The sequence below is a fragment of the Streptomyces sp. NPDC052107 genome (assembly GCF_040680215.1).
In the GTDB taxonomy this organism is placed as follows: Bacteria; Actinomycetota; Actinomycetes; order Streptomycetales; family Streptomycetaceae; genus Streptomyces.
On record NZ_JBFAWG010000099.1, the window covers coordinates 1 to 18,817 of the forward strand.

Genomic DNA, 18,817 nt, shown 5'->3' on the forward strand with positions numbered 1-18,817 from the left:
CACCCCCCAGATCATGCGAACTACAGGGGGGAACAGTCATGCCGTCCCAGAGGCCGGGCACCCCATTGCGGGGCTGATCAACAAGGTAATGGGGGAACCTGATGTCACCACGCCGCACCCGCGGTTCGTCCTGCATGATGTACGTCATCGTCGGCATTTGGGCCGTCGCCGTCCCGCTCGCGATCCTCCTCCAGATCGCCAAGCACGACCCAGCTGTCGGGGTCCCGCTGCTGCTGGTCGCCTTCGCTGTTGGCGGTGTGTACGCGGTGCGTCGCGCACGCAAGGCCGAGCAACGCCGCCTCGAGGCCGCCCGCTGGGCCCAGATCCGCGAGGCGCAGTCCCGGGAGATCGCCCGCTACCACACGATGGATCCGCGCGAGTTCGAGCACGCCATCGCCTACCTGTGCCAGCGAGACGGCTGCACCAACGTCGAAGTCGTCGGCGGCGCCGGAGACCTCGGGGCCGACGTCATCGCCACCGCACCCACCGGGCACCGCATCGTCATCCAGTGCAAGCGGTACGGGCCCAGCCACAAAGTCAGCTCGCCGGATCTGCAGCGATTCGGCGGCACCTGCTACACCGTCCACCAAGCCCACATCGCCGCTGTGGTCACCACGAGCACCTTCACCAAGCAGGCCGCCGGCTACGCCGCCGCGCATCGCATCCGCCTCTACGACGCCCAGTCGCTCGCGGGATGGGCCTCACGGACCGGACCGGCCCCATGGCATCAGCCAGCGGGCGCCCCTGGGCCAGTCGCGTAACCGCACCGGTAACCAGTCCCTCCGCTCCGCTTCCACGGCTGAGACGGGGCGGTCGTGCGTCCGGCTACGAACGGGCGCGACGACCCTCACTGAACGTGCCGGTGCCTGCTGAAGGCCCTTGAAATCACAGCCAGAGCCAGAACGATCGCAACGACGACCATTGCACAACAGCCCCCCATGCCTGGCCCCTCAGCCGCGCCGTTTGCGGTCGGCTCCGGCTGGTTAGCCGACTCCGCCTGACGCAGATTTTTGATGCCACCCCAGACTGCCCACACGAAACCCACCGCCGTGGCCGATCCGAGAACCCACGGATTCAACACCCCAGTGTTGCATCCCCGAGTCGTCGGCGGAAAATACGCGATGATGAAGGACATCCCGGCCGCGATGGCAACGGTCAAGAGAAATCCGCCCAGCGCCTCCACTCTATTCTTATGGGAGCCAGTGATCTGCGGATGCTCATACGCCAAATTGGCCATACCGATACGTCCGGTAAGGACGAGTAGAATACCCACGCCGATCGCCCCTGGCGGTCCAGCGAGCCAGCTAAGACACGGTCCTGCTACATCGGCTGCTGCCAGCAGGACCGCAATCTCCCAGAAGGCCAGAAATCCTAGGACGAATAGAGCCTTCAAGAAAAGCCAAATAAGTCGCCCAGCAGTTGCAGAGGCCTCAAGGTCGGCTTGTTCCTTCCTGCGGGACTCCACGACCAGCGCGAGCAGAACAAGAGGAATGACCGCCGCGAGAACGCCAGGGAAGTCCGGGTTCACATCGGTCATGACGTCATGATCACAGGTATTCACCTATGCAATTCAATTCCCGCTGGCGTGTCGCTCGTATCACCCTATTGGCTACCGGTCAGCTAGCCACTGGGAGTGCGCATGCGGGAAGGCAGGGGCATTCGTACGCTGGTGGTGCTCGGGCCTACTGCGGAGGTCTGCCATGCCCCGAACCATCTGGAGCGGCGCGATCAGCTTCGGACTCGTCACCGTGCCGATCAACGTGGTCGGCGCGACCGAGGACCACAGCATCAGATTCCATCAGTACCACCTGGCCGACCAGGGCCGGATCCGCTACCGCAAGATCTGCGAGCTGGAGGACCGCGAGGTCTCCCAGGAAGAGATCGGCAAGGGCTACGAGCTGACCAAGACCCAGGTCATCCCGATCACGGACGAGGAACTGAGCAACCTGCCGCTGCCCACGGCGAAGGCCATCGAGATCGACGCGTTCGTGCCGCTGGCGTCCATCGACCCGATCCGGATCGCCGAGGGCTACTACCTGCAGCCGTCCAGCCCGGTCGGGGCCAAGCCGTACAAGCTCCTCGTCCAGGCCCTCAGCCGCTCCGCCAAGGTGGCCGTCGCGAAGTACGCATGGAGCGGCAGGGAGAGACTCGGGCTTCTCCGCGTCCGCGACGACGTCCTCGTGCTCCACGCCATGCGCTGGCCCGACGAGATCCGTGACCCCACCGAGCTGCTCCCGCCGCCCGTCCAGGTGTCCGACGAGGAGATCAAGGGCGCGCTCGCCCTGATGGATACCATGACCACCGAGAGCCTGGAAGGGCCCGAGTTCCAGGACCGCTACACCGAGGCCATCGCCCAGATCATCGAGGCGAAGCGCGAGGAGAAACCGCTGCCAGAGGCGCCCGCGCCAGAAGCGCCGTCCCAGGTCCTCGACCTGATGGCCGCGCTGAACGCATCCGTGGAGAAGGCCAAGGCGACCCGAGGTCGGGGGGCAGGGCCTGCCGAGGTACACGAACTGCCGAAGCCGAAGAAGAAGGCGGCCGCGAAGAAGCAGCCAGCCAAGAAGGCCGCGGCGAAGAAGGCCACTGCGAAGAAGACGTCCGGCCGTCGGCCGCGCAGCGCCTAGTCGAGGTATCCCAGCTCGTTGTCGGGCCGGCAGTGCGGGCAGGCGGGTACGCCGTCGGTGAGCGCCCGCAGCGCGGCCTCCCGGGGTACGCCGCGCGACCGGCCTCCGGCGTTCCAGCAGCCACCCTGATGCACGTACACCGGCACGGCGTCTCGGTTCAGCCCGAGCTCCAGCATCCAGTCCGGCGCTGGCGGACGGGCCTGCTCGCCCCGCTGCCGTTCCGTCTCGCGCCGCTCCAAGCCGGCGATCTGCTGCCGCACCCGGTCGAGGGTCAGGACGAGCCATGTCTCCAGGGTGTGCAGCCGGGGCAGGTCGGGCGGCAGATCGGTCACATGTTCGATTCTAGGCGCTAGTGTGTCCCTGCATCGCGACGGGCAGAGGGGCCGAGTGGAGTTTGAACGCATGACGGTCGACGAGCTGCTGGCTCGCCACGCTGTGGATCCGGCCCGCTTGGATCCCGCGCCGGCCTCGCCGTCCCGCGCGCAGACGATGGCCCGCTACGCCTTGCACCGGGAGAAGCCGTGTTCGGCCTGCGGCAAGGAGGAGGACTGCCGCACCTCCCGCGTCGTCGACTTCCCCGGGCGTGGTCCACGCTGGGTGGACCTTTGCCGGGAGGACTCGCTGGCGACGATGCCGCGGTGGACGGGGCCGACCACGATCGAGGGGATCCTTGCCGACCTGCGCCAGGCGGCCGCTGAGGCTGGCACGATGAGCTTCATGGATGAGCCCGGCCGGTACCACCTGCTGCTCACCTCCGACGGCCAGCCGGTACAGCACGGCTGGTGGAGTCGCGAGGAGACCGCACGCAGCAAGTTCAGCCGTTGGATCGGCGAGTACAGCAGCATGCCGGCGCTGCGGGTCACCCTCACTGACGAGGAGACCGCCACCGTGTTGACCACCTGGCCAACCGAGTCGTAGCAGCCTCTGTGCATGCTGATGGGCCTCTCCGCGAGAGTCGCGAGTCGTGGGAGCCTTGGGGGCGACGACAGGCGAGCGGAGAGGGAGAGCGGGTGTCGCAGCAGGCCAACCCTCGGGGAACCTTCCTGAAGATCGCTGACGCGCTGAAGACGCGGATCGAGGAGGACCCGGACATGACGGTGCTGCCGTCACTGACCGAGGTCGTGCGCGATTTCAAGGTCTCGCGAGGCGTCGCGGTCCGTGCGTTCGGAGTGCTGAAGCTCGAGGGCGTTGCCGAGCCGGCGCCGGGCGAGCGCTGGCGGGTCGTGCGCTCCGGGGCGCGAGTCGACCGGCGCCCGCTCCATCAGCGGATCACGGATGTCATTACGGCTGATGGACTGGAAGTGGGGGAAGCCTTCCCGAGTGCTTCAGCGCTTGCGGAACGGTTTGGAGTCTCGCGCCCCACGGTGACCAAGGCGCTGGAGAAGTTGGAGGCCGCCGGCGTGCTGGCGGGGGGCGGACAGGGCAGGGTGCGGACCGTCCGCGCCGTGCCGACGCGAGAGGAGCGTTCGTAGCTTGCCGAATTTGACGGAGTGGGCCTATCCCCTGGCTGAGTCTCTGCTCGCCGAGCCCTTGCCGCGGCGGTGGAAGCACTGCCTCGGGGTCGCCAAGCGGGCGCGCACGATCGCGCTCATCCTTGGCCAGGATGCGGATCTGCTGGAGGCATCGGCAGTCCTGCACGACATCGGCTATGCGCCGGACCTGGCTAAAACGGGCTTTCACCCGCTGGACGGCGCACGCTATCTCAGGGACGTGGCCGGCGCCGACGAACGGGTGATCAACCTGGTCGCCCACCACTCCTGCGCCTGGATGGAAGCGGAAGCGCGCGGCATGCGCGAGGAGTTGGAGGGCGAGTTCCCCCGCGAGCGCGAGCATCTGAACGATGCGCTCTGCTACTGCGACATGAACACCACACCGGACGGCACGCCCACGAACCCGGTCGACCGGATCAACGAGATCGCCGGGCGGTACGGGCCGGACAGCCTTATCGGTATGTTCATCCGCCGGGCGGAGCCCGAGATTCTCGCGTGCACATCCCGCGTACTCGAACGGGTCGCCGAGGCCAAGCGTCAGCCGATGTAGGGCGCCGTACGCGTCCGGTCCAGGGCGTGCTCGATCCGGAGCTGCATGGTCGGGTGCACGTCCAGCGCCGCCAGGTCCGCGGGGTCGACCCAGCGGACCTGACTCGTCTCGTTGCTGGTACGGAGCTCACCGCCGACAGGGTGGGCACGGAAGCAGATGCTGAACTGCTGACGCACCTCACCGTCGTCGTACTGCATCACGTGTCCAGGATCCGTGTAGAGCCCCGACACATCGACCACTTCCACCTTGATCCCGGTCTCTTCCCAGACCTCCCGCACGACCGTGTCACTGATGGACTCACCCAGGTCGTGGCCGCCGCCGGGCAGGGCCCACCGTCCGTTGTCGGACCGCTGGATCATCAGGACCTGGTCCGCGTCGTTCTGGACGAAGGCGACGACGGACGGTACGACCGAGTTGGCCGGCGGCGCGTCGGGGTCGTGCAGGTAGTCAATGCGTCCCATGGCTCAAGTTTCCGTGATCTCGGCTATGTCCTGCTCGGTGACCGGGCGGGCGTTCTGCCAGGTGTGTTCGATGCTGTTCGCATACGTGTCGAAGAGGCCGCCGCCAGGTAGTCGGCGGAGGTGGAGTACCGGCGCCATGTAGGCGCCGATGCCGTAGACGTGCGGATTCACAAGCATTTCGTCGTCGGCGCGGTAGATCGAGTTGTAGAGCGTCGAATCGTGCAGCCGGAAGCCAATCTCCGGATGACTCCGCATGAGCGGGCGGTACAGCAGGAGGGCGTTGCGAATCTTGCCGTCCATGATCTGGTGACCCTCGTCAATGCCGCGCTGGCGGACAGCCGCGCAACCAGGCTCTCCCAGCAGGATGCGGACCTGGGCCCCTGACGCCACCTTCGCCTTGACCAGGTCGTGGAACAGCGGATCCTCCGAGAGGAACAGGCCGGAGTAGACAAGCACGTCCAGGTTCTGCTCAGCCCGACCGTAGAGCTCCCGCCAGAGACCGGACGGAACCGTGTGCCGGTGCGGGTAGACGGCCGCTATCTCAGCTTTCGTCAGGTCCGTCGCGCTGTCGACGGTCCGCCCGTCCTCCCACAGCGTCGTCACGTCGACCTTGAGCGCTGCCGCCGTCGCGTACTGGTGACGCCTGTACGGCACCTTGCCCTGGGTGATCCAGCGTTCGACCGTCTTCGGATTGACCTCGATCGCTTCGGCGAGGGTCTGCACGGTCATGCCGCGGGCGAGGAGGGCGGACCGTAAACGCTCGTTCGACATCTGCACTCCCGTTGGGACGTCTGGGGACTTCTTGACCGTAGCCAGAAGTCCCGGAGCTGTCCACGTATGGGGTGACCAACTCCCCTGATCTGGGGCGATTCTGAGTGTGCGCCAAGAGGTCTCGGCGCGAAAAGCAAGAGGTTCCGTCGACATGCTTGACGGCCCCCAATGCAGTACCTGTAAAACAGGTACTGCATTGGCTCGACCGCAACAACTCGGTCGAAAGGCGGCTTCATGCCGCATGCGCAGCTCAGTCCCGTCGGATCCGCTTACACGCAGTCCGGGCGGCAGGGGAGACGTAAAAGTCCGTCGTCTTCACGGATCGATCGGTGCCATCGGCTAAGCCGTTGGTCTGACCCTCGGGCGTAGACCCGGGGACCGGATCGCGGTGATCCCGGTGGTTGGGCTGCACCCGGTCCATGGCACCCAGGGAGATCCACTCAGCGAGTGACGACTGAGTGGCGCGGTGACCGAGCGCCGGCCGAGCGGAAGGGAGCAAGGCGCGTACGGAGCCGCGAGACGACAGTGACGGGCTTTCCCGTCACTCGTCATGCGGGCAGGGCGCCGGCGTCACGTTGGTGGCCTGCCCGTTTGATGAGGAATCAGAGCGGTCCCTCGGGGGGCAACCCGGGGGACCGCGGACAGGCACCTGGAGTGGAGGAACCTGTGGTCACCAGTCTGACAGACGCGGAGCGGGACGAACTGGCTCGCAAGGCAGCGGAGGCGAACAAGCGCAGCGAGGACAACGCGCGTGCTCGGGGCGGCCGTTGATGGCCGGTTCGGAGCACGAGAAGACGAAGCCTCCGCTGCCGGTGCGCCCACCGCGTCCGCATCCGCACGCGGCCGTGTCCGGCCGCTGAATCCAACCGCCCCGATGGTCGCAGGCCGGGTTCGACTCCCGGCCGGGGCGCTCCGGCCCGTCGCCTCGCGCGGCGCTGGCCGCACTTCCCGGACTGGCCGCCGCCCTTTGGGCACGCTCTCGCGGCCCCGGCTCTTCTTCTATCCCTTCGACATGGGAGCTCCCATGCTCAATTACGTCTGCGGCCACCGGGCCGACACCCCGCAGGACTTCGCCGAACTCGCCCTGGGCACCCCGCCTGAACTCTGGCTCGGGGTCGACAGGGAGAGCGACGAGGAGCGCGCGGCGCGGTTGGACGCGGCCCGGGACATCCTCGCTGACCCGGAGTACCGCAGCTTGCCCGACGAGTTGATCCGCCTGGCGGCGCGGGTCGTCGAGGAGCACCCGGACCTGTTCAACGTGGTCCCGCTGGCCCGCCCCGCCCGCCGCCGCGCCGCGCGTCGGGGGGTTGCGGCATGAGCGAGGGGCTGACGCTGGACGGCCTGGCCGTGCCTCTGCGGGCGCTGCGGCTGCTGGCCGTGGACTTCGGGCACTTGCCGGCGCCGTGCGTGCAGGTGAGCACCGTCTACCCCGACCGGTTGGAGCTGTCGTTTCACGACGACTTGGCCGGCTTCGAGGCATGGCGCGAAGCGCTCGGCATCGCTCCGGACGCGGTGGCGCACGGCACGCAGGGCGACGGCCGTACGCGTGTGCTGAAGGCGACTGCGGACTTTGCGGGCGCCGTGCTGGAATTGACCGGCTTCGCGCAGATCACCGACCCGGCGCAGTCCTCGGCGGCGGCCTGATGGCCGCAGCGTGGGGCGAGTGCTTCGACCCGACCGGCGCCCGGCACGGTATCCCCACTTACCCGTGGCGCCTGGCCCCGGACGGCTTGGCCACCCGGCGGCAGTTACGTGCCCGTGGCCTGCGCCCCGGTGGACAGCCGGTCGTCGCGCAGATCCTCCGCCCGCGCCACCGGCGCGGCCCGCTGGTCGGCTACCTCTACCGGCTCGACAAAGCCAAGCCGGTCCGGCCGATGACCGAGGCGAAGCGCCGGGCGCTGGAATGCGCGATGCGTGCCCGCCGTACCTGCCCGCAGTGCCGCCGGGATGCCGGATACGTCATCCCTACCTCCCTCGGGGCGTGCGTCCCGTGCACCTACCCCGACGACCAGCGCGCCGCCTGACCGGCCTGGTCAGGCGGTCATCCCCCCGACAAGGAGACAAGCAGTGAAGCATCCCCCGGAACGGTCCCTGAGCTGGGGCCAGACACTTGTGTTGAGTGCCGCCGCGCTGCCCATGGTTGGCTTCGGCGGCCTGGGTGCGTGGGGCACCTACAGCAACATCACCTCCGTGTTCCACCGGTCGGCCACCGCGCTCGGTGTTGTTGCGGCGGGTGAGGGCGCGACGCTGGTCCTGGCGCTGACTCTGGTGGGGCTGACCATGCTGGGTCAGTCTTCCCCGGCGGCCGTGCGGCTCGGTTTGTGGACGCTGCCGGCGGTGGCCTCCCTGACCGGCGCCGCGGTCGCGCCGACAGGCACGGAGTCGGTGGTGTTCGCCTTCACCCCGATGGCCATGTGCGTGGCTGCGGAGGGGATGGGCCTGCTGGCCCGCCGGATCGTGGTCTACCGCACCGGGGTGGACGCCGAAGCGCAGCGGCGCAACGCCGCGGTCGTGCAGAAGCTCGCCTACCACCGGGCCCGCGCCGCGAACCACCCCGAAGCAGGCGCCCGCAGGGACTCGGAGCTGAAGTCGTGGAAGCTCGCGAAGAAGGTTGGCACGGGTGACGCCCTGCTCGGGGCGCACCTGGTCGGCGTGCAGCGTGAGCGGATGACGGCCGGCGCGGATGCCGCCTTGGCAGGCATGTTCGCCCTGCCCGTCACGGCCCCCGCCCCGAGCGTAACGGCCGCCCCCGAGACGCCCGCTGTCGAGGTTGCGAACGAGGAAGGCGTCACGGCCGTCACGCCGCCCGTGACGGAGGAAGACACGCAGGTCACGGCCGAATTCGGAACGGTTCCGGCCGGGCCCGTCACGCCCGTGACGCCTCCCGTCACGCCCCCCGTGACGCTGGAGGAGATCGCGGCCGTGGCCGGCGTTCCCACCCCGCAGCCCGGTGAGCCGCTGACGGACGCTCAGCTCGTCGTCGTCCTGCGGCACCTGCGCTACATCGACGACCCGCCGCTGTCCTACCGCCAGGCCGTGGCCGCCTTCCGGGAGGGCGGGTTCGTCGGCGGGGAGCAGCGCGTGCGCAAGGCGTGGGGCTCGCTGATGTCCCACGAGGAATCCGAAGCCTGACCCTTCGTCCGGCACCACCAATGACGGCCAGCCCACTGCAATTGGGCTGGCCGTCGTTGCGACTGCCGGAAGCAGTCGAGCACCAGTGAAGCAGACCCGGTGAGCCCCGGCGAGCGGCACCTCGCAGACCCGGCGAGCAGAACCGGCGAGCTGGCCATACGCCCCACGGGCGATCTCCCGCGAGCAGCGTCGCCCCTCACCCGGCAGGCCCGGCCAATCGCCTCCTACAGCCCTGGCCGGGCCCTACTCCGCAAAGGAGTGCTCACAGCATGACGGAACTCAGCACCGAGCCGGTAGCCGCCGAGGCCCCCGCACCCACACCGCCCCCCGCTCCCGCACCGACCGAGCAAACCCCGAAGACAGCCGAGGTGGAGCACACGCCCGGCGGCTGGCCGGTCGTCCCCCTCGCCCTGACCGGTGCGAACAGCACCGTCGGCGCGGTCGCCGCCGCCTCTCTGACCGGCGGCCCGATCGCCGCCATGGTCGCCGCCACCGGCGCGGTCGTCCTTGGTACCTTCGCCGCCGCCCGCTCCCGCAAGCCCAACCCCCGCCGCGACGCCCGCCGGGCCGCGGCCCGCACCGCCGGCCGTAGTGCGGCCCGCAGCGCAGGCCTGCGCCACGGAGCCACGGGAGCAGGCGGCAGGGCCGGGGGCCGTTCGAGCGGTTCCCGTGCCAGGCGCACCGGTGGCAAGCCGGGCAGTGCGCCCGGCCAGCACCGGCGCAGCACCGGCCACCACCAGCGCGCCACGACCGGCCAGGGCACGTTCAAGCGGGCGGCCGGCGGCGCGGGGAACGCCACAGGGCGCGTCGGGCAGACAAAGGCCCTGCGCGCCGCGCAGAAGGCCGCGGGCGGGTCGCGGGCCGACAAGCGGGCACAGACCACCGCCGCCCGACGCGCCGTCGCCGATGCCCGCCGCAACGCCAAAGCCGCAGCCGGCATCAACCGGCCGGGCAAGCGCGGCAGCCTCGGAAGCCGCCTGAAGGGTGCCGCCATCCGCAAAGCCCGCGCGGCGCGGGATGCGGCGGTCGCCAAGCAGCGTGCCCGGCGCGACAAGAAGACGGCCGGCACGGTCGCCACACAGCGCGCTCAGGTACGCAAGGCCCCGGCCCGGAAGGCGGCCCGTAAGGCGCTGCGCCGTTCCGCGGCCCGGTTCCACGGCCGCCGTCTGCTCGCCGCTCTGCTCGCTCTCCCGATCGGTCTGCTCGGCTGCCTGACCAGCCCGCTCGGGCGGAAGTTGAACATCCCGTGGCTGGTCCACCCCGGGCGCCGCCTGTTCCGGCGGCTGGCCGGTGTGGCGGCCGAGCAGCGCACTGCCCGCGATGAGGCGATCCGCGAGGAACTGGCCGCGCAGGAGGCAGCCGCCGACGCGCAGGCCGCCAAGGACGGCATGGACGGCATCGCGGACGGCGTCGATCGCCCTGCGGCCACGGTCCCCACCAGCAGCACATCCGAAGTGAGTGAAGGAGAGCACGTGTCCACCAACTCCGGTTTCAAGTTCGAGGATCACGCCACCGAGATGCAGGCCGCCGCCATGCTCTACGAGCCCGACGGCTGCATGGAGATCCTCGCCATGGTCGAGGGCCTGCCCGAGGCCCTGAACATGGTCGCCCACGTCATGCAGATCCTCGCCGAGCGCTCCGACAGCGAGTTCCCGCTGGAGAAGGAAGTCGCCAACGGCTTCAACGACATCTACGAGCTGCTGCGCAAGGCCGCCGAGGGCGCCGAGGAACTGCCCGGCATCTTCCGCCGCGTCCACGAGCAGGACATCGCCCGCCACGAGGACCCCCGGAACGGCCACGAGGCCGAGAAGGGCTGGAACGTCTAAACCATGGCCACCACCGCCACCAAACACAGTGGCCCGGTGCTGGACTGGAGTGCCGGTCACGGACCCGTGACCGGCGCCCTGTCCGCCACCACCGGAGCCTTCGCCGTCGCCACCACCGGCGCCGCAACCGGCATGCCGCCCGGCTGGGCGCTGGCCGTCGGCGCGGCCGGCGCCCTGGGGCACACCGTCGTCGGGCTGCGCCTGCGCAACGCCGGCCGCACCCTGGCCACCCGCGCCGCCTCCTGGCTGGTGGGCGCCGGATGGACCACCTGGGCCATGACGCATGGCCCCCTGACCTGGGCCGCCCTCGGATCATTGGCCACCATCGGCGTCGGCATCGGCGCCGCCGCCCGCTCCACCGCCCTGTACGAAGAGGCCCGCGAGGAAGAGGCGCTCGCCGCCGAGCAGCGGCAAATCGCCGCCGAACTGTCCGCCGAACGGCGGGCGATCGCCGCCGAGTGGATCGACCGCATCCAGCGTGTGTGCTCCATCTCCGTCCGCGTGGTCGGGGTGGAGAAGTGGCAGACCGGCACCGGGTACTCCATCGACGCCGAACTCCCGCCGGGCGGCGCCACCTGGAACAAGATCGCCGCCGAGTCGGCCCGCCTCTCGGCGGACGCGCGGCTGCCGCACGGCTGCACCGCCACCGCCTCCCCTGGCATCCACCAGGGCCGCGTCATCATCGACGTGATCACCGTCAACGTGCTGGAACAGGAACGGACCTACCCGGCCGAGTACGGGCCGCTGTCCGTGCACACCGGCATCCCTTGGGGGTATCGCACCAACGCCGAAGAGATCCGGGCCTACCTGCGCGAACAGTGCGCACTCGTCGTCGGCCCCACCGGCTCGGGCAAGACCAACCTGGTCCATCTGATCCTGGCCGGGTTCGCCCGCGCCGAGGACATGCTGACCTGGGTCATCGACCTCAACGCCGGGTCGGCCGGCCTGCCCTGGGTCCTGCCCGCCCTGAACGGGGAGATCAAAGCCGAGGGCGGCAAGCCCGTCCGGCCCGGCATCGACTGGCTGGCCGCAACGTTCGATGAGGCCCTGACCATGCTGGACACCGCCGTGCGGGTGGCCAAGCAGCGCAAGATGGGCTACCAGGACCTGCTCGCCCGCCACAACACCGACCTGCTCCCCATCAGCGCGAAGATTCCACAGATCATGCTCGTGATCGATGAGGGCGCGGAGATCCTGGCGAGCCCCGACCGCGACATGCGCAAGCTCGCCGAGAAGATCCTGGAAGTGATCCGGATCGCTCGCGCCATGGGCATCCGCACCGTGCTGACCGCTCTCGGGGCGACCGGGAGCGTGCTGGGGAACCTGATGATCCGGCGGGAGGCCAAGGTCCGTGTTGCCCTGACCGGCGGGGAGACCGAGGGCATGGACCTGTCCAAGATGTTCCCCGGTTCCCGCGGGCTGCGGGTGGAGCAGGCCCCCTACAAGGGCGCCGGTTTTATGGGCACCCCGGAGTCCCCGGCCGCGCTGTTCAAGGCCTGGCGGATCCTGCCGAACCAGATCCGCGAGATCATCGCCGCCACGTCCGACCGGCATCCCGTGCTGGACGACATCTCCGCCAAGGCGGCCGGGCCCGCCTACGCCCGCCGTTGGGACGCCGACCGCACCGCATGGATGCGCGACCACACCCCTGCCGACGACGCCCCGGGCACCGGGCCGTCAGGGGAGGGGCTGAACCTGTCCGCCCTACGGAGCGAGCGGCCGACCGAGCAGGTCTCGCCGGAAGAGCAGATGCTGCGGCAGTTCCGGGCGCAGATCGATGCCGAGTTCGCCACGGCGGCCGACCCGCACGGCCCGGCCGCCGAGGAGGCGCCGCCGGTCTCGGGTGGGTTGAACCTGTCGGCGCTGCGGGGCGAGCAGGACAGCCCCGCGCAACAGGCCGCCCTCGCCGCGCTGCTCGCCGCCGGCACCGAGGGCACCGGGGCATCCGCGATCGCCCGCGCGCTGGCCGACGAGTACGGCACGAACCGTCAGACGGTCGTCGGCTGGCTCAAGGCATGGGTGGAGAACGGCACCGCCGTACGCGTCGGAGAGGGCACCAAAGCCCGCTACGTCCACCGCCGGCACGCCCCCCGGCAGCCCGGCGAGAGCTGATCGCTTGTCGCCTGTCGCCCCGCCGGAACAGAAGGCGCCCACGGCGGCTCAGGGGCCCGGAAACGGCTTGTGACCTGCAAGGCGACAAGCGACAAGACAAGACAAGCGACAAGCCGCACGACAAGCCAGACGACAAGCGACACGACAAGACAAGGCACGGGCAGCATCCCGCCCCGCGGGTGCTGCCCGTGCGTGTTTCCGGGAGGCCGCCCGTGATCCTGACCCTCTCCGCCGTCGCCCTCTTCGGGGTGCTGGCCTTCGTTCTGCTGCGGGGCCGCTACGTCGGCCCGTTCAGCGCCCTCGTGCTCTTCCTGTTCGGCTTCTTCACCGCCGGCACCGGCGCCGCAGCAACCATCCGCGCCATATGCGCCGCGCTCGCCGCCGCCGCCCGCCACCTCACCTGACCCCGGCAGGAGCCCGCCATGCCCGACCACGACCAGCCCTCGGCCCGCCAGCCGCGCATGAGTGACGCCGACGCCGCCGCCGAAGCCCGCCGGATCATCGAAGACGCCTACCGGCCCGTGCCGCAGATCCCGACGTCCTACCGTGACACCACCCCGCTGCCCGCCTACGGCCCCACCCCGCCCGTCCCGCAGCCTGACCGCCGGATCGTGCCCGCCTGGGCCGCAGGCACCGCGGTCGCCGGGTTCGGCGTCGGCACCATGTGCATCGGTCTCGGCTGCGGCATCTGGCTCGCCTGCAAAGGGTTCTCCTCCGTGACCCTGAACAGCGTCCTGTTCATCACCCTCCCCATCGCCGCCCTGGCCGCAGCAGCAGCCGCCATCGGTTCCGCGCTGCGCTCACTCAAAGCCACCCGCACCGAGACCCACCACCACTACGCCGGCCCCGTCCGGCTGGAGAACAACACCATCACCGCCCCCGCGTACGGGCTCATTGCCCGCAACCGCAACAACCTGACCCGCTGAACGGAGTGCTCAGCAGTGACGAGTAACCAGGCCCGGCGCGTCACCGCGTTGCTGACCGACGCCATGCATCATCCCCGTCGCCCGATCACGACCGGTCGCGTCATGCGCCTGTACGCCCGGCTCGGTATCGCCCCGAAGCGGGCGACTGCCCGCGGCGACCTCAAGGCACTGGTCCGCTGCGGCGTCCTCACCGAGCACGGACCGGAAGACCAGCGCCGTTATGCCCTGCACGCCTTCTACCACTAGCTACGCCAAGGGCGGCCCCCGTCTCGCCAAAGTCCGGGGCCGCCCTTGTTCCACCCATCCAACTGAACAGTGGAGGTCACCCAGCATGACCCATCCGACCGACATCGGGCGAGTGCTCGCCCCGACCAGCCACCTACGCATCGCGCTGTACCTCGCGGCGGCCGGCGTGCCGGTGCTGCCCCTGCGGGGCGGGAAGGTGCCGTTCGGCAACTGCCGTCGCTGCGCCGACAACGCGTGCGGGGGTCGGCCGAACATGAAGACCCCTGGGCCCTGCGCCTGCCCGGCGCCCTGCCACGCCTGGGCCGCCGCCACCACCGACCCCCAAGTCATCAATTCGGCTCGGTGGGCGCGGGCGTGGCGCGAGGCTGCGGCGGTGGCCTACCACCCCGGCGGCGCCGGCGTCACCGTCGTGGACCTCGACAACCCGGCCGCCGTCGCCTGGGCACGCGAGGCCCTGCCGCCCACCCAGACCGTGCCCACCACGCGCGGAGAACACTGGATCTACCGGGGCACCATGCAGTCCGCCAACGGCGTACGCGACGGCGTCGACATCAAATCCACGATGGCCTACGCCCGCTGGCTCGGACCGGGCACCGGCACCATGACGGCGCTGCCGGGGGCCGTGCGCGTGCTCGCCGTGAAGGAACCCGCCGTGTTCCGGCCGGCGCTGCATTCCATCGCCGTGCCCGCACAGGCCGGGGAGTGCCGTCATCGGACGCCTGCCTACCTGGAGCGTGGGATCGCCATGGCTGAGCAGCGCATCACCGAGGCCCGCAGCGCCGTCCACACCACCGTGTACCGCACCTTCCTGGCGGTGCTGTCCGTGCACGGCCGGTGCGGCTGCCTCACCGAGGCTCACGTCGCAAGGTTGTTCACCGCCGCTCAGGCCAAGGGCGAATCGCCCCGGCACTGCACCGACGCGTGGGCCAACGCCCGCACCGCACTGGGGATGTAGCCGTGTCCGAGGACGAGAAGACCCCGGCCCGCCAGATCATCACCGACTACGCCCAGGCGCACTTCCGGTACTTCCGCACCATCGACGGCACCGTCTACGCGCAGAAGAACGGCCACCCCGTCGCCCGGCCCATCCGCTCCCAGGGCACGTCTGGCAGCCACCGGCAGGAACTCATGGTCGGCCTCTTCAAGGACGGGGTCGGCGTGTTCAACGGAACCGCGCTGAAGGAGGCGTTGGACTTGATCGAAGCACTCGCCCTGACCGAGAAAGTACAGCCCACCCACATCCGCGTCGCCCCCGGATTCGACGGCGCGACCTGGCTCGACCTGGGCCGCGACGACGGGCAGTCCGTCCGTATCCACCCCACCGGCTGGGACATCCTCACTCCCGACCCGCAGGAAGTCTGCTGGCGGCGCACCCAGCTCACCGGCGAACTCCCGCTGCCCGTCAAAGACACCGACGGCAAGGGCATCGACCTCCTGCTCCGCCTGTGCAACTTCGCCAACGCGGAGGCCGAGTGCCTTGCCCTCGCCTGGCTCATCGGCTGCCTGGAACCGTCCGTGCCCGTCCCCGCGCCGTTCCTCACCGGGCCGCAGGGGGCGGGCAAGTCCACCGGCGGCCGGATGCTGGTGCGGATCATCGAAGGGATGAGCGGTGACCTGCGCCGGGCGCCGAAGGACGAGGAGAACATGATCACGGCTGTCGCCGCCGGATGGGTCACCGCCCTGGACAACCTCTCCCACCTGCCCCCTGACCTGTCCGACCTCATGTGCTGCATCGTGACCGGCGCCGAGAGCATCAAGCGCGCGTTGTTCACCGACGGCGACGTCGTCCGCTCTCGCTACCGGCGCCCTATGCTCCTGACCGGCATCGACGTCGGCGTCATCCGCCCTGACCTCGCTGAACGCCTTCTGCCGCTCCGTCTCGTACGCCCCCGAGTACGGCGGACCGAGGCGGAGCTGTGGGCGGAGTACGCGGAGATCCTCCCGGTCGTTCTCGGCTCCCTGCTGGACCTGACGGTGAAGGTGCGGGCCGCCCAGGCGGAGACCCCCACCGACCTGCGGATGGCCGACTTCGCCCACCTGTGCGCGCAGCTCGACGCGGCCACCGGCTTCGGCTCGCTGGCCGCGTACCGGGCCAGCCTCGATGACCTCAATGACGACGTGATTGAGGGTGACCTGCTGGCGCAGACGGTCCTGAAGTACGCTGCCGGGCTCGACGCCGGCGCGGAAGTCCGTATGACCTCCTCGGAGTGGCTGCACTGCCTCACCAGCCTCTACAGCGGCGAGGAGTGCCGCCCCTTGCCCAAGGGCTGGCCCACCACGGGCAAGGTCCTCTCCGACCGCCTCAAGCGGCTGCAGCCGACCCTCGCCGCACGTGGTGTCCTCATCGACTGGGGCCGCACCAGCTCCGCCCGCTACATCGAAATGACCCACAGCACCCCGCTCACGCTCCCGCACCAGCAGGAAGCGGCGTTTTGACCCGCGCCACCAGGGCGCCGCACCGAACGAGCAAGAGGAGCACCCCGCCCAGCGGGGCGTGCTCCTCTTGCTGTTCCGGCGGCTTGCCGCCGCTGCGCAAGACGCGCTGCGCAGCGGCTCCTTCTTCACGTCCTGAGCGCACCGCACCACCACAGACACCACCTCTCTCTTTTTCCTAAGAGAAGAGACGCTGCGTCACCCACGTCACCACAAACCAGAAAACGGCCCCTGACCTGCGGCTGGATCGGTGACGCAGACGGCCGACACCTGCGTCATCCCGCGTCCCCCGCGTCACAGGTGACAGAACCCTGCCCCGCCCCGTGACACGCCCCGAGTAGCCCGCGTCATCGCATACCAGCAGGTCAGAACCGCAAATGACGTGCGTGACGCGATGACGCAGAAATCCGCACCTAGGACACACGCGGGCCGCCCGCTCCGAGACCAAAGTCCGGGGTGGTGACCGTGCGAGCAGTCGCCCGCCACAGGAAGGACCTCATGACGAAGTACCTAACGACTGCGGAAGTCGCCGAGCGCTACCGCACGTCGCCCGCAACCGTCCGCTACTGGCGCTACGCCGGTACCGGTCCGCAGTGCTTCATCAGGCGTGGCCGACATGTTCTATACGACGCCGAAGCGCTCGACAAGTACGACGCTGCGGAGATCGGCGGCCGCCGCGCAGCATGACCCGGAAGAACAACCAACCCGACCACGTAAGTGACTCGGCTTGTCCTGAAGGGGAAAGGAACTGATGGCTGAGGTGTACGACCGCTGGCACCTCTCTCGACCGCCGGCCGACGCCGAGCCCTGCAAGGCGCACAGCAGCAAGACCCAGATGGTCTATCCCAGCCGCGAGCACGGCACAGGGAAACGCTGGCAGGTGCGCTACCGGGACTTGTCCGGCAAACAGTGCAAGGAGAACTTCGAGAAGAAGACGGCTGCGGATTCCCGTGCCGCCAAGGTGAAGGCTGAACTCGACGGTGGCACGTTTGTGAACCGGGAGCTTGGCAAGCAGAAGTTCAAGGCTGTCGCTGAGCGCTGGCAGGAGACGGCCGTACACCGCGAGCGGACCGAGACGAACGTCGAGCGGGCCCTACGGCTGCACATCTACCCAACGTTCGGCAACCGGCAGATCGGCAGCATCCAGCGGCCAGACGGCCAGAGATGGATCAAGGATCGGTCCGCCGTCATCGCCCCGTCGACCTTCGCGACGCCCTGGAATGTCTGCACCAGCATCCTGAAGATGGCGCACCAAGAGGGAATCATCCCGAAGTACCCGTGGGAGGGCCTCAAGCCGCCCGAGGTGTTCTATCCGGAGATTCACCCGCTCGACCCGGAGGCGGTAAAGGCGCTGATTGTCACAGCGTCCGCGAGGTATCGGGCGTTGGTTCGGCAGGCGGCTTCCACTGGACTTCGGCAGGGTGAGCTGTTCGGCCTGGAGGACGAAGAGCCGGCCGCTACCATCGCGGTCAAGCAGCAACTGATCGGCCCTGACAAGGGCGTGCCGTACCTGGGTGAGCCGAAGACCAAGCAGAGCTACAGGGCGGTTCCCCAGGGGCAGTCTGTTGTCGACGAGATCGAGCGGCACCGCAAGGAGTTCCCGCCCAAGGTCGTGTACATCGAAGACCGGACGAACCCGCGTAAGCCCGTGTGGCGCCATGCTCGGCTGCTGTACACGAGCGAGACCGGCGGGGCGATCCGGCGCGGCAGCTGGGCGAAGGTGTGGGCGCGCAACATCAAGCGGGCGAACGCCTACCTGGTGAAGTCCGGCAGCAAGGTACGCGTCCCCGAGGGCACTACGCTTCACGACCTGCGCCACTTCTACGCCTCCGTGCTGATCAAGAACGGGGCGACGCCGAAGCAGGTTCAGATGCGTCTCGGTCACGCTAAGCCATCGATCACGCTGAACGTCTACACGCATCTGTGGGAGGCGGAGGCGGATCGGACGGCCGACATGATGGAAGCCGTCCTGAGGGATGTGCCCTGAGAGTGCCCTGAGGGCATGACGAACGGCTGACTTCCCAGGTAGGGGAGTCAGCCGTACACCCTGTGCGGGGGTGCCGCCTCTCCGGCGTCTGTGGCACGGGATTCGCACCCACCTGCCAAGGGAACCTGCGGGCCGCTACCCGATGAGTCGCACGACGGCCAGGGTCCCAAGCGTCTCTGATTGGCTTAGCGAGCCTGAGCGTTGCTCAGCCTTGGGAGCCAATCGCCTTCGTGCCCTGGTACTGAACGACAGGAGCCGC

At 69.4% G+C, this 18,817-nt stretch carries 22 protein-coding genes; 18 read left to right on the plus strand and 4 right to left on the minus strand.

Annotated elements, in window-relative coordinates; genetic code table 11:
• Positions 1 to 101: 101 nt before the first annotated feature.
• Positions 102 to 761, plus strand: a complete 660-nt coding sequence (locus AB0M27_RS41000; RefSeq protein WP_365730121.1) for a restriction endonuclease — start codon at positions 102 to 104, stop codon at positions 759 to 761.
• Between the two features lie 86 nt (positions 762 to 847).
• Here AB0M27_RS41000 and AB0M27_RS41005 read toward each other — a convergent pair whose 3' ends face one another.
• Positions 848 to 1,537 (minus strand): hypothetical protein, encoded by a 690-nt coding sequence (locus AB0M27_RS41005; RefSeq protein ID WP_365730122.1) that lies wholly within the window; start codon positions 1,535 to 1,537, stop codon positions 848 to 850.
• A gap of 163 nt (positions 1,538 to 1,700) precedes the next feature.
• Between AB0M27_RS41005 and AB0M27_RS41010 the strand changes: the two genes are divergently transcribed.
• The gene (locus tag AB0M27_RS41010) at positions 1,701 to 2,624 is read left to right on the plus strand and encodes a Ku protein (protein WP_365730124.1); all 924 of its coding nucleotides are present in this window, start codon (positions 1,701 to 1,703) and stop codon (positions 2,622 to 2,624) included.
• Here the strand turns inward: AB0M27_RS41010 and AB0M27_RS41015 are convergent.
• Positions 2,621 to 2,956 (minus strand): DUF6233 domain-containing protein, encoded by a 336-nt coding sequence (locus AB0M27_RS41015; protein WP_365730126.1) that lies wholly within the window; start codon positions 2,954 to 2,956, stop codon positions 2,621 to 2,623. The two genes, AB0M27_RS41010 and AB0M27_RS41015, sit on opposite strands and share 4 nt — an antisense overlap.
• Before the next feature lie 70 nt (positions 2,957 to 3,026).
• On the opposite strand from AB0M27_RS41015, the gene AB0M27_RS41020 reads away from it, so the two are divergent.
• From AB0M27_RS41020 to AB0M27_RS41030, 3 genes are all read left to right on the plus strand, one after another.
• Complete coding sequence (locus AB0M27_RS41020; protein ID WP_365730128.1) at positions 3,027 to 3,542, plus strand: hypothetical protein; 516 nt, start codon at positions 3,027 to 3,029, stop codon at positions 3,540 to 3,542.
• A 92-nt stretch (positions 3,543 to 3,634) separates the two neighbouring features.
• Complete coding sequence (locus tag AB0M27_RS41025) at positions 3,635 to 4,096, plus strand: GntR family transcriptional regulator (RefSeq protein WP_365730131.1); 462 nt, start codon at positions 3,635 to 3,637, stop codon at positions 4,094 to 4,096.
• Position 4,097: 1 nt separating this feature from the next.
• On the plus strand, positions 4,098 to 4,664 hold the full coding sequence (locus AB0M27_RS41030) for an HD domain-containing protein (protein WP_365730132.1): 567 nt from the start codon (positions 4,098 to 4,100) through the stop codon (positions 4,662 to 4,664).
• On the opposite strand, the gene AB0M27_RS41035 is transcribed toward AB0M27_RS41030, so the two are convergent.
• Positions 4,652 to 5,125, minus strand: a complete 474-nt coding sequence (locus AB0M27_RS41035) for an NUDIX domain-containing protein (RefSeq protein ID WP_365730134.1) — start codon at positions 5,123 to 5,125, stop codon at positions 4,652 to 4,654. The two genes, AB0M27_RS41030 and AB0M27_RS41035, sit on opposite strands and share 13 nt — an antisense overlap.
• Positions 5,126 to 5,128: 3 nt before the next feature.
• Positions 5,129 to 5,854, minus strand: a complete 726-nt coding sequence (locus AB0M27_RS41040) for an XRE family transcriptional regulator (RefSeq protein WP_365730136.1) — start codon at positions 5,852 to 5,854, stop codon at positions 5,129 to 5,131.
• A 1,066-nt stretch (positions 5,855 to 6,920) separates the two neighbouring features.
• On the opposite strand from AB0M27_RS41040, the gene AB0M27_RS41045 reads away from it, so the two are divergent.
• The 13 genes from AB0M27_RS41045 (at position 6,921) to AB0M27_RS41105 (ending at position 18,558) form a co-directional block, all read left to right on the plus strand.
• Positions 6,921 to 7,214, plus strand: a complete 294-nt coding sequence (locus tag AB0M27_RS41045; RefSeq protein ID WP_365730160.1) for a hypothetical protein — start codon at positions 6,921 to 6,923, stop codon at positions 7,212 to 7,214.
• Complete coding sequence (locus AB0M27_RS41050) at positions 7,211 to 7,540, plus strand: hypothetical protein (RefSeq protein ID WP_365730138.1); 330 nt, start codon at positions 7,211 to 7,213, stop codon at positions 7,538 to 7,540. The genes AB0M27_RS41045 and AB0M27_RS41050 overlap by 4 nt, the downstream gene beginning before the upstream one ends.
• Positions 7,540 to 7,920, plus strand: coding sequence for an RRQRL motif-containing zinc-binding protein (locus AB0M27_RS41055; protein ID WP_365730140.1), 381 nt, complete (start codon positions 7,540 to 7,542; stop codon positions 7,918 to 7,920). The genes AB0M27_RS41050 and AB0M27_RS41055 overlap by 1 nt, the downstream gene beginning before the upstream one ends.
• A 43-nt stretch (positions 7,921 to 7,963) precedes the next feature.
• On the plus strand, positions 7,964 to 9,028 hold the full coding sequence (locus AB0M27_RS41060; RefSeq protein WP_365730142.1) for a hypothetical protein: 1,065 nt from the start codon (positions 7,964 to 7,966) through the stop codon (positions 9,026 to 9,028).
• A gap of 269 nt (positions 9,029 to 9,297) precedes the next feature.
• The gene (locus tag AB0M27_RS41065) at positions 9,298 to 10,854 is read left to right on the plus strand and encodes a hypothetical protein (RefSeq protein ID WP_365730143.1); all 1,557 of its coding nucleotides are present in this window, start codon (positions 9,298 to 9,300) and stop codon (positions 10,852 to 10,854) included.
• A gap of 3 nt (positions 10,855 to 10,857) precedes the next feature.
• A complete protein-coding gene (locus AB0M27_RS41070) occupies positions 10,858 to 12,966 on the plus strand; it encodes a hypothetical protein (protein ID WP_365730145.1) in 2,109 nt (702 codons plus the stop codon).
• A 212-nt stretch (positions 12,967 to 13,178) separates the two neighbouring features.
• Positions 13,179 to 13,370 (plus strand): hypothetical protein, encoded by a 192-nt coding sequence (locus AB0M27_RS41075; protein WP_365730147.1) that lies wholly within the window; start codon positions 13,179 to 13,181, stop codon positions 13,368 to 13,370.
• Positions 13,371 to 13,388: 18 nt separating this feature from the next.
• A complete protein-coding gene (locus tag AB0M27_RS41080; RefSeq protein ID WP_365730149.1) occupies positions 13,389 to 13,892 on the plus strand; it encodes a hypothetical protein in 504 nt (167 codons plus the stop codon).
• A gap of 15 nt (positions 13,893 to 13,907) precedes the next feature.
• A complete protein-coding gene (locus tag AB0M27_RS41085) occupies positions 13,908 to 14,138 on the plus strand; it encodes a hypothetical protein (RefSeq protein WP_365730151.1) in 231 nt (76 codons plus the stop codon).
• A gap of 85 nt (positions 14,139 to 14,223) precedes the next feature.
• Positions 14,224 to 15,093, plus strand: a complete 870-nt coding sequence (locus AB0M27_RS41090; RefSeq protein WP_365730153.1) for a bifunctional DNA primase/polymerase — start codon at positions 14,224 to 14,226, stop codon at positions 15,091 to 15,093.
• Between the two features lie 2 nt (positions 15,094 to 15,095).
• Positions 15,096 to 16,574 carry an ATP-binding protein gene (locus AB0M27_RS41095; RefSeq protein WP_365730155.1) on the plus strand — a complete coding sequence of 493 codons (1,479 nt, stop codon included), beginning with the start codon at positions 15,096 to 15,098 and terminating at the stop codon, positions 16,572 to 16,574.
• Positions 16,575 to 17,069: 495 nt separating this feature from the next.
• Positions 17,070 to 17,258 carry a helix-turn-helix domain-containing protein gene (locus AB0M27_RS41100; protein ID WP_365730157.1) on the plus strand — a complete coding sequence of 63 codons (189 nt, stop codon included), beginning with the start codon at positions 17,070 to 17,072 and terminating at the stop codon, positions 17,256 to 17,258.
• 64 nt (positions 17,259 to 17,322) lie between these two features.
• Positions 17,323 to 18,558, plus strand: coding sequence for a tyrosine-type recombinase/integrase (locus tag AB0M27_RS41105; protein ID WP_365730158.1), 1,236 nt, complete (start codon positions 17,323 to 17,325; stop codon positions 18,556 to 18,558).
• The last annotated feature ends 259 nt before the right edge of the window (positions 18,559 to 18,817 follow it).

Coding starts and splice junctions, on each gene's coding strand:
- AB0M27_RS41000 (WP_365730121.1), top strand. CDS start 102: ATGTCACCACGCCGCACCCGCGGTTCGTCCTGCATGATGTACGTCATC.
- AB0M27_RS41005 (WP_365730122.1), bottom strand. CDS start 1,537: ATGACCGATGTGAACCCGGACTTCCCTGGCGTTCTCGCGGCGGTCATT.
- AB0M27_RS41010 (WP_365730124.1), top strand. CDS start 1,701: ATGCCCCGAACCATCTGGAGCGGCGCGATCAGCTTCGGACTCGTCACC.
- AB0M27_RS41020 (WP_365730128.1), top strand. CDS start 3,027: ATGACGGTCGACGAGCTGCTGGCTCGCCACGCTGTGGATCCGGCCCGC.
- AB0M27_RS41035 (WP_365730134.1), bottom strand. CDS start 5,125: ATGGGACGCATTGACTACCTGCACGACCCCGACGCGCCGCCGGCCAAC.
- AB0M27_RS41040 (WP_365730136.1), bottom strand. CDS start 5,854: ATGACCGTGCAGACCCTCGCCGAAGCGATCGAGGTCAATCCGAAGACG.
- AB0M27_RS41045 (WP_365730160.1), top strand. CDS start 6,921: ATGCTCAATTACGTCTGCGGCCACCGGGCCGACACCCCGCAGGACTTC.
- AB0M27_RS41050 (WP_365730138.1), top strand. CDS start 7,211: ATGAGCGAGGGGCTGACGCTGGACGGCCTGGCCGTGCCTCTGCGGGCG.
- AB0M27_RS41055 (WP_365730140.1), top strand. CDS start 7,540: ATGGCCGCAGCGTGGGGCGAGTGCTTCGACCCGACCGGCGCCCGGCAC.
- AB0M27_RS41065 (WP_365730143.1), top strand. CDS start 9,298: ATGACGGAACTCAGCACCGAGCCGGTAGCCGCCGAGGCCCCCGCACCC.
- AB0M27_RS41070 (WP_365730145.1), top strand. CDS start 10,858: ATGGCCACCACCGCCACCAAACACAGTGGCCCGGTGCTGGACTGGAGT.
- AB0M27_RS41080 (WP_365730149.1), top strand. CDS start 13,389: ATGCCCGACCACGACCAGCCCTCGGCCCGCCAGCCGCGCATGAGTGAC.
- AB0M27_RS41090 (WP_365730153.1), top strand. CDS start 14,224: ATGACCCATCCGACCGACATCGGGCGAGTGCTCGCCCCGACCAGCCAC.
- AB0M27_RS41100 (WP_365730157.1), top strand. CDS start 17,070: ATGACGAAGTACCTAACGACTGCGGAAGTCGCCGAGCGCTACCGCACG.
- AB0M27_RS41105 (WP_365730158.1), top strand. CDS start 17,323: ATGGCTGAGGTGTACGACCGCTGGCACCTCTCTCGACCGCCGGCCGAC.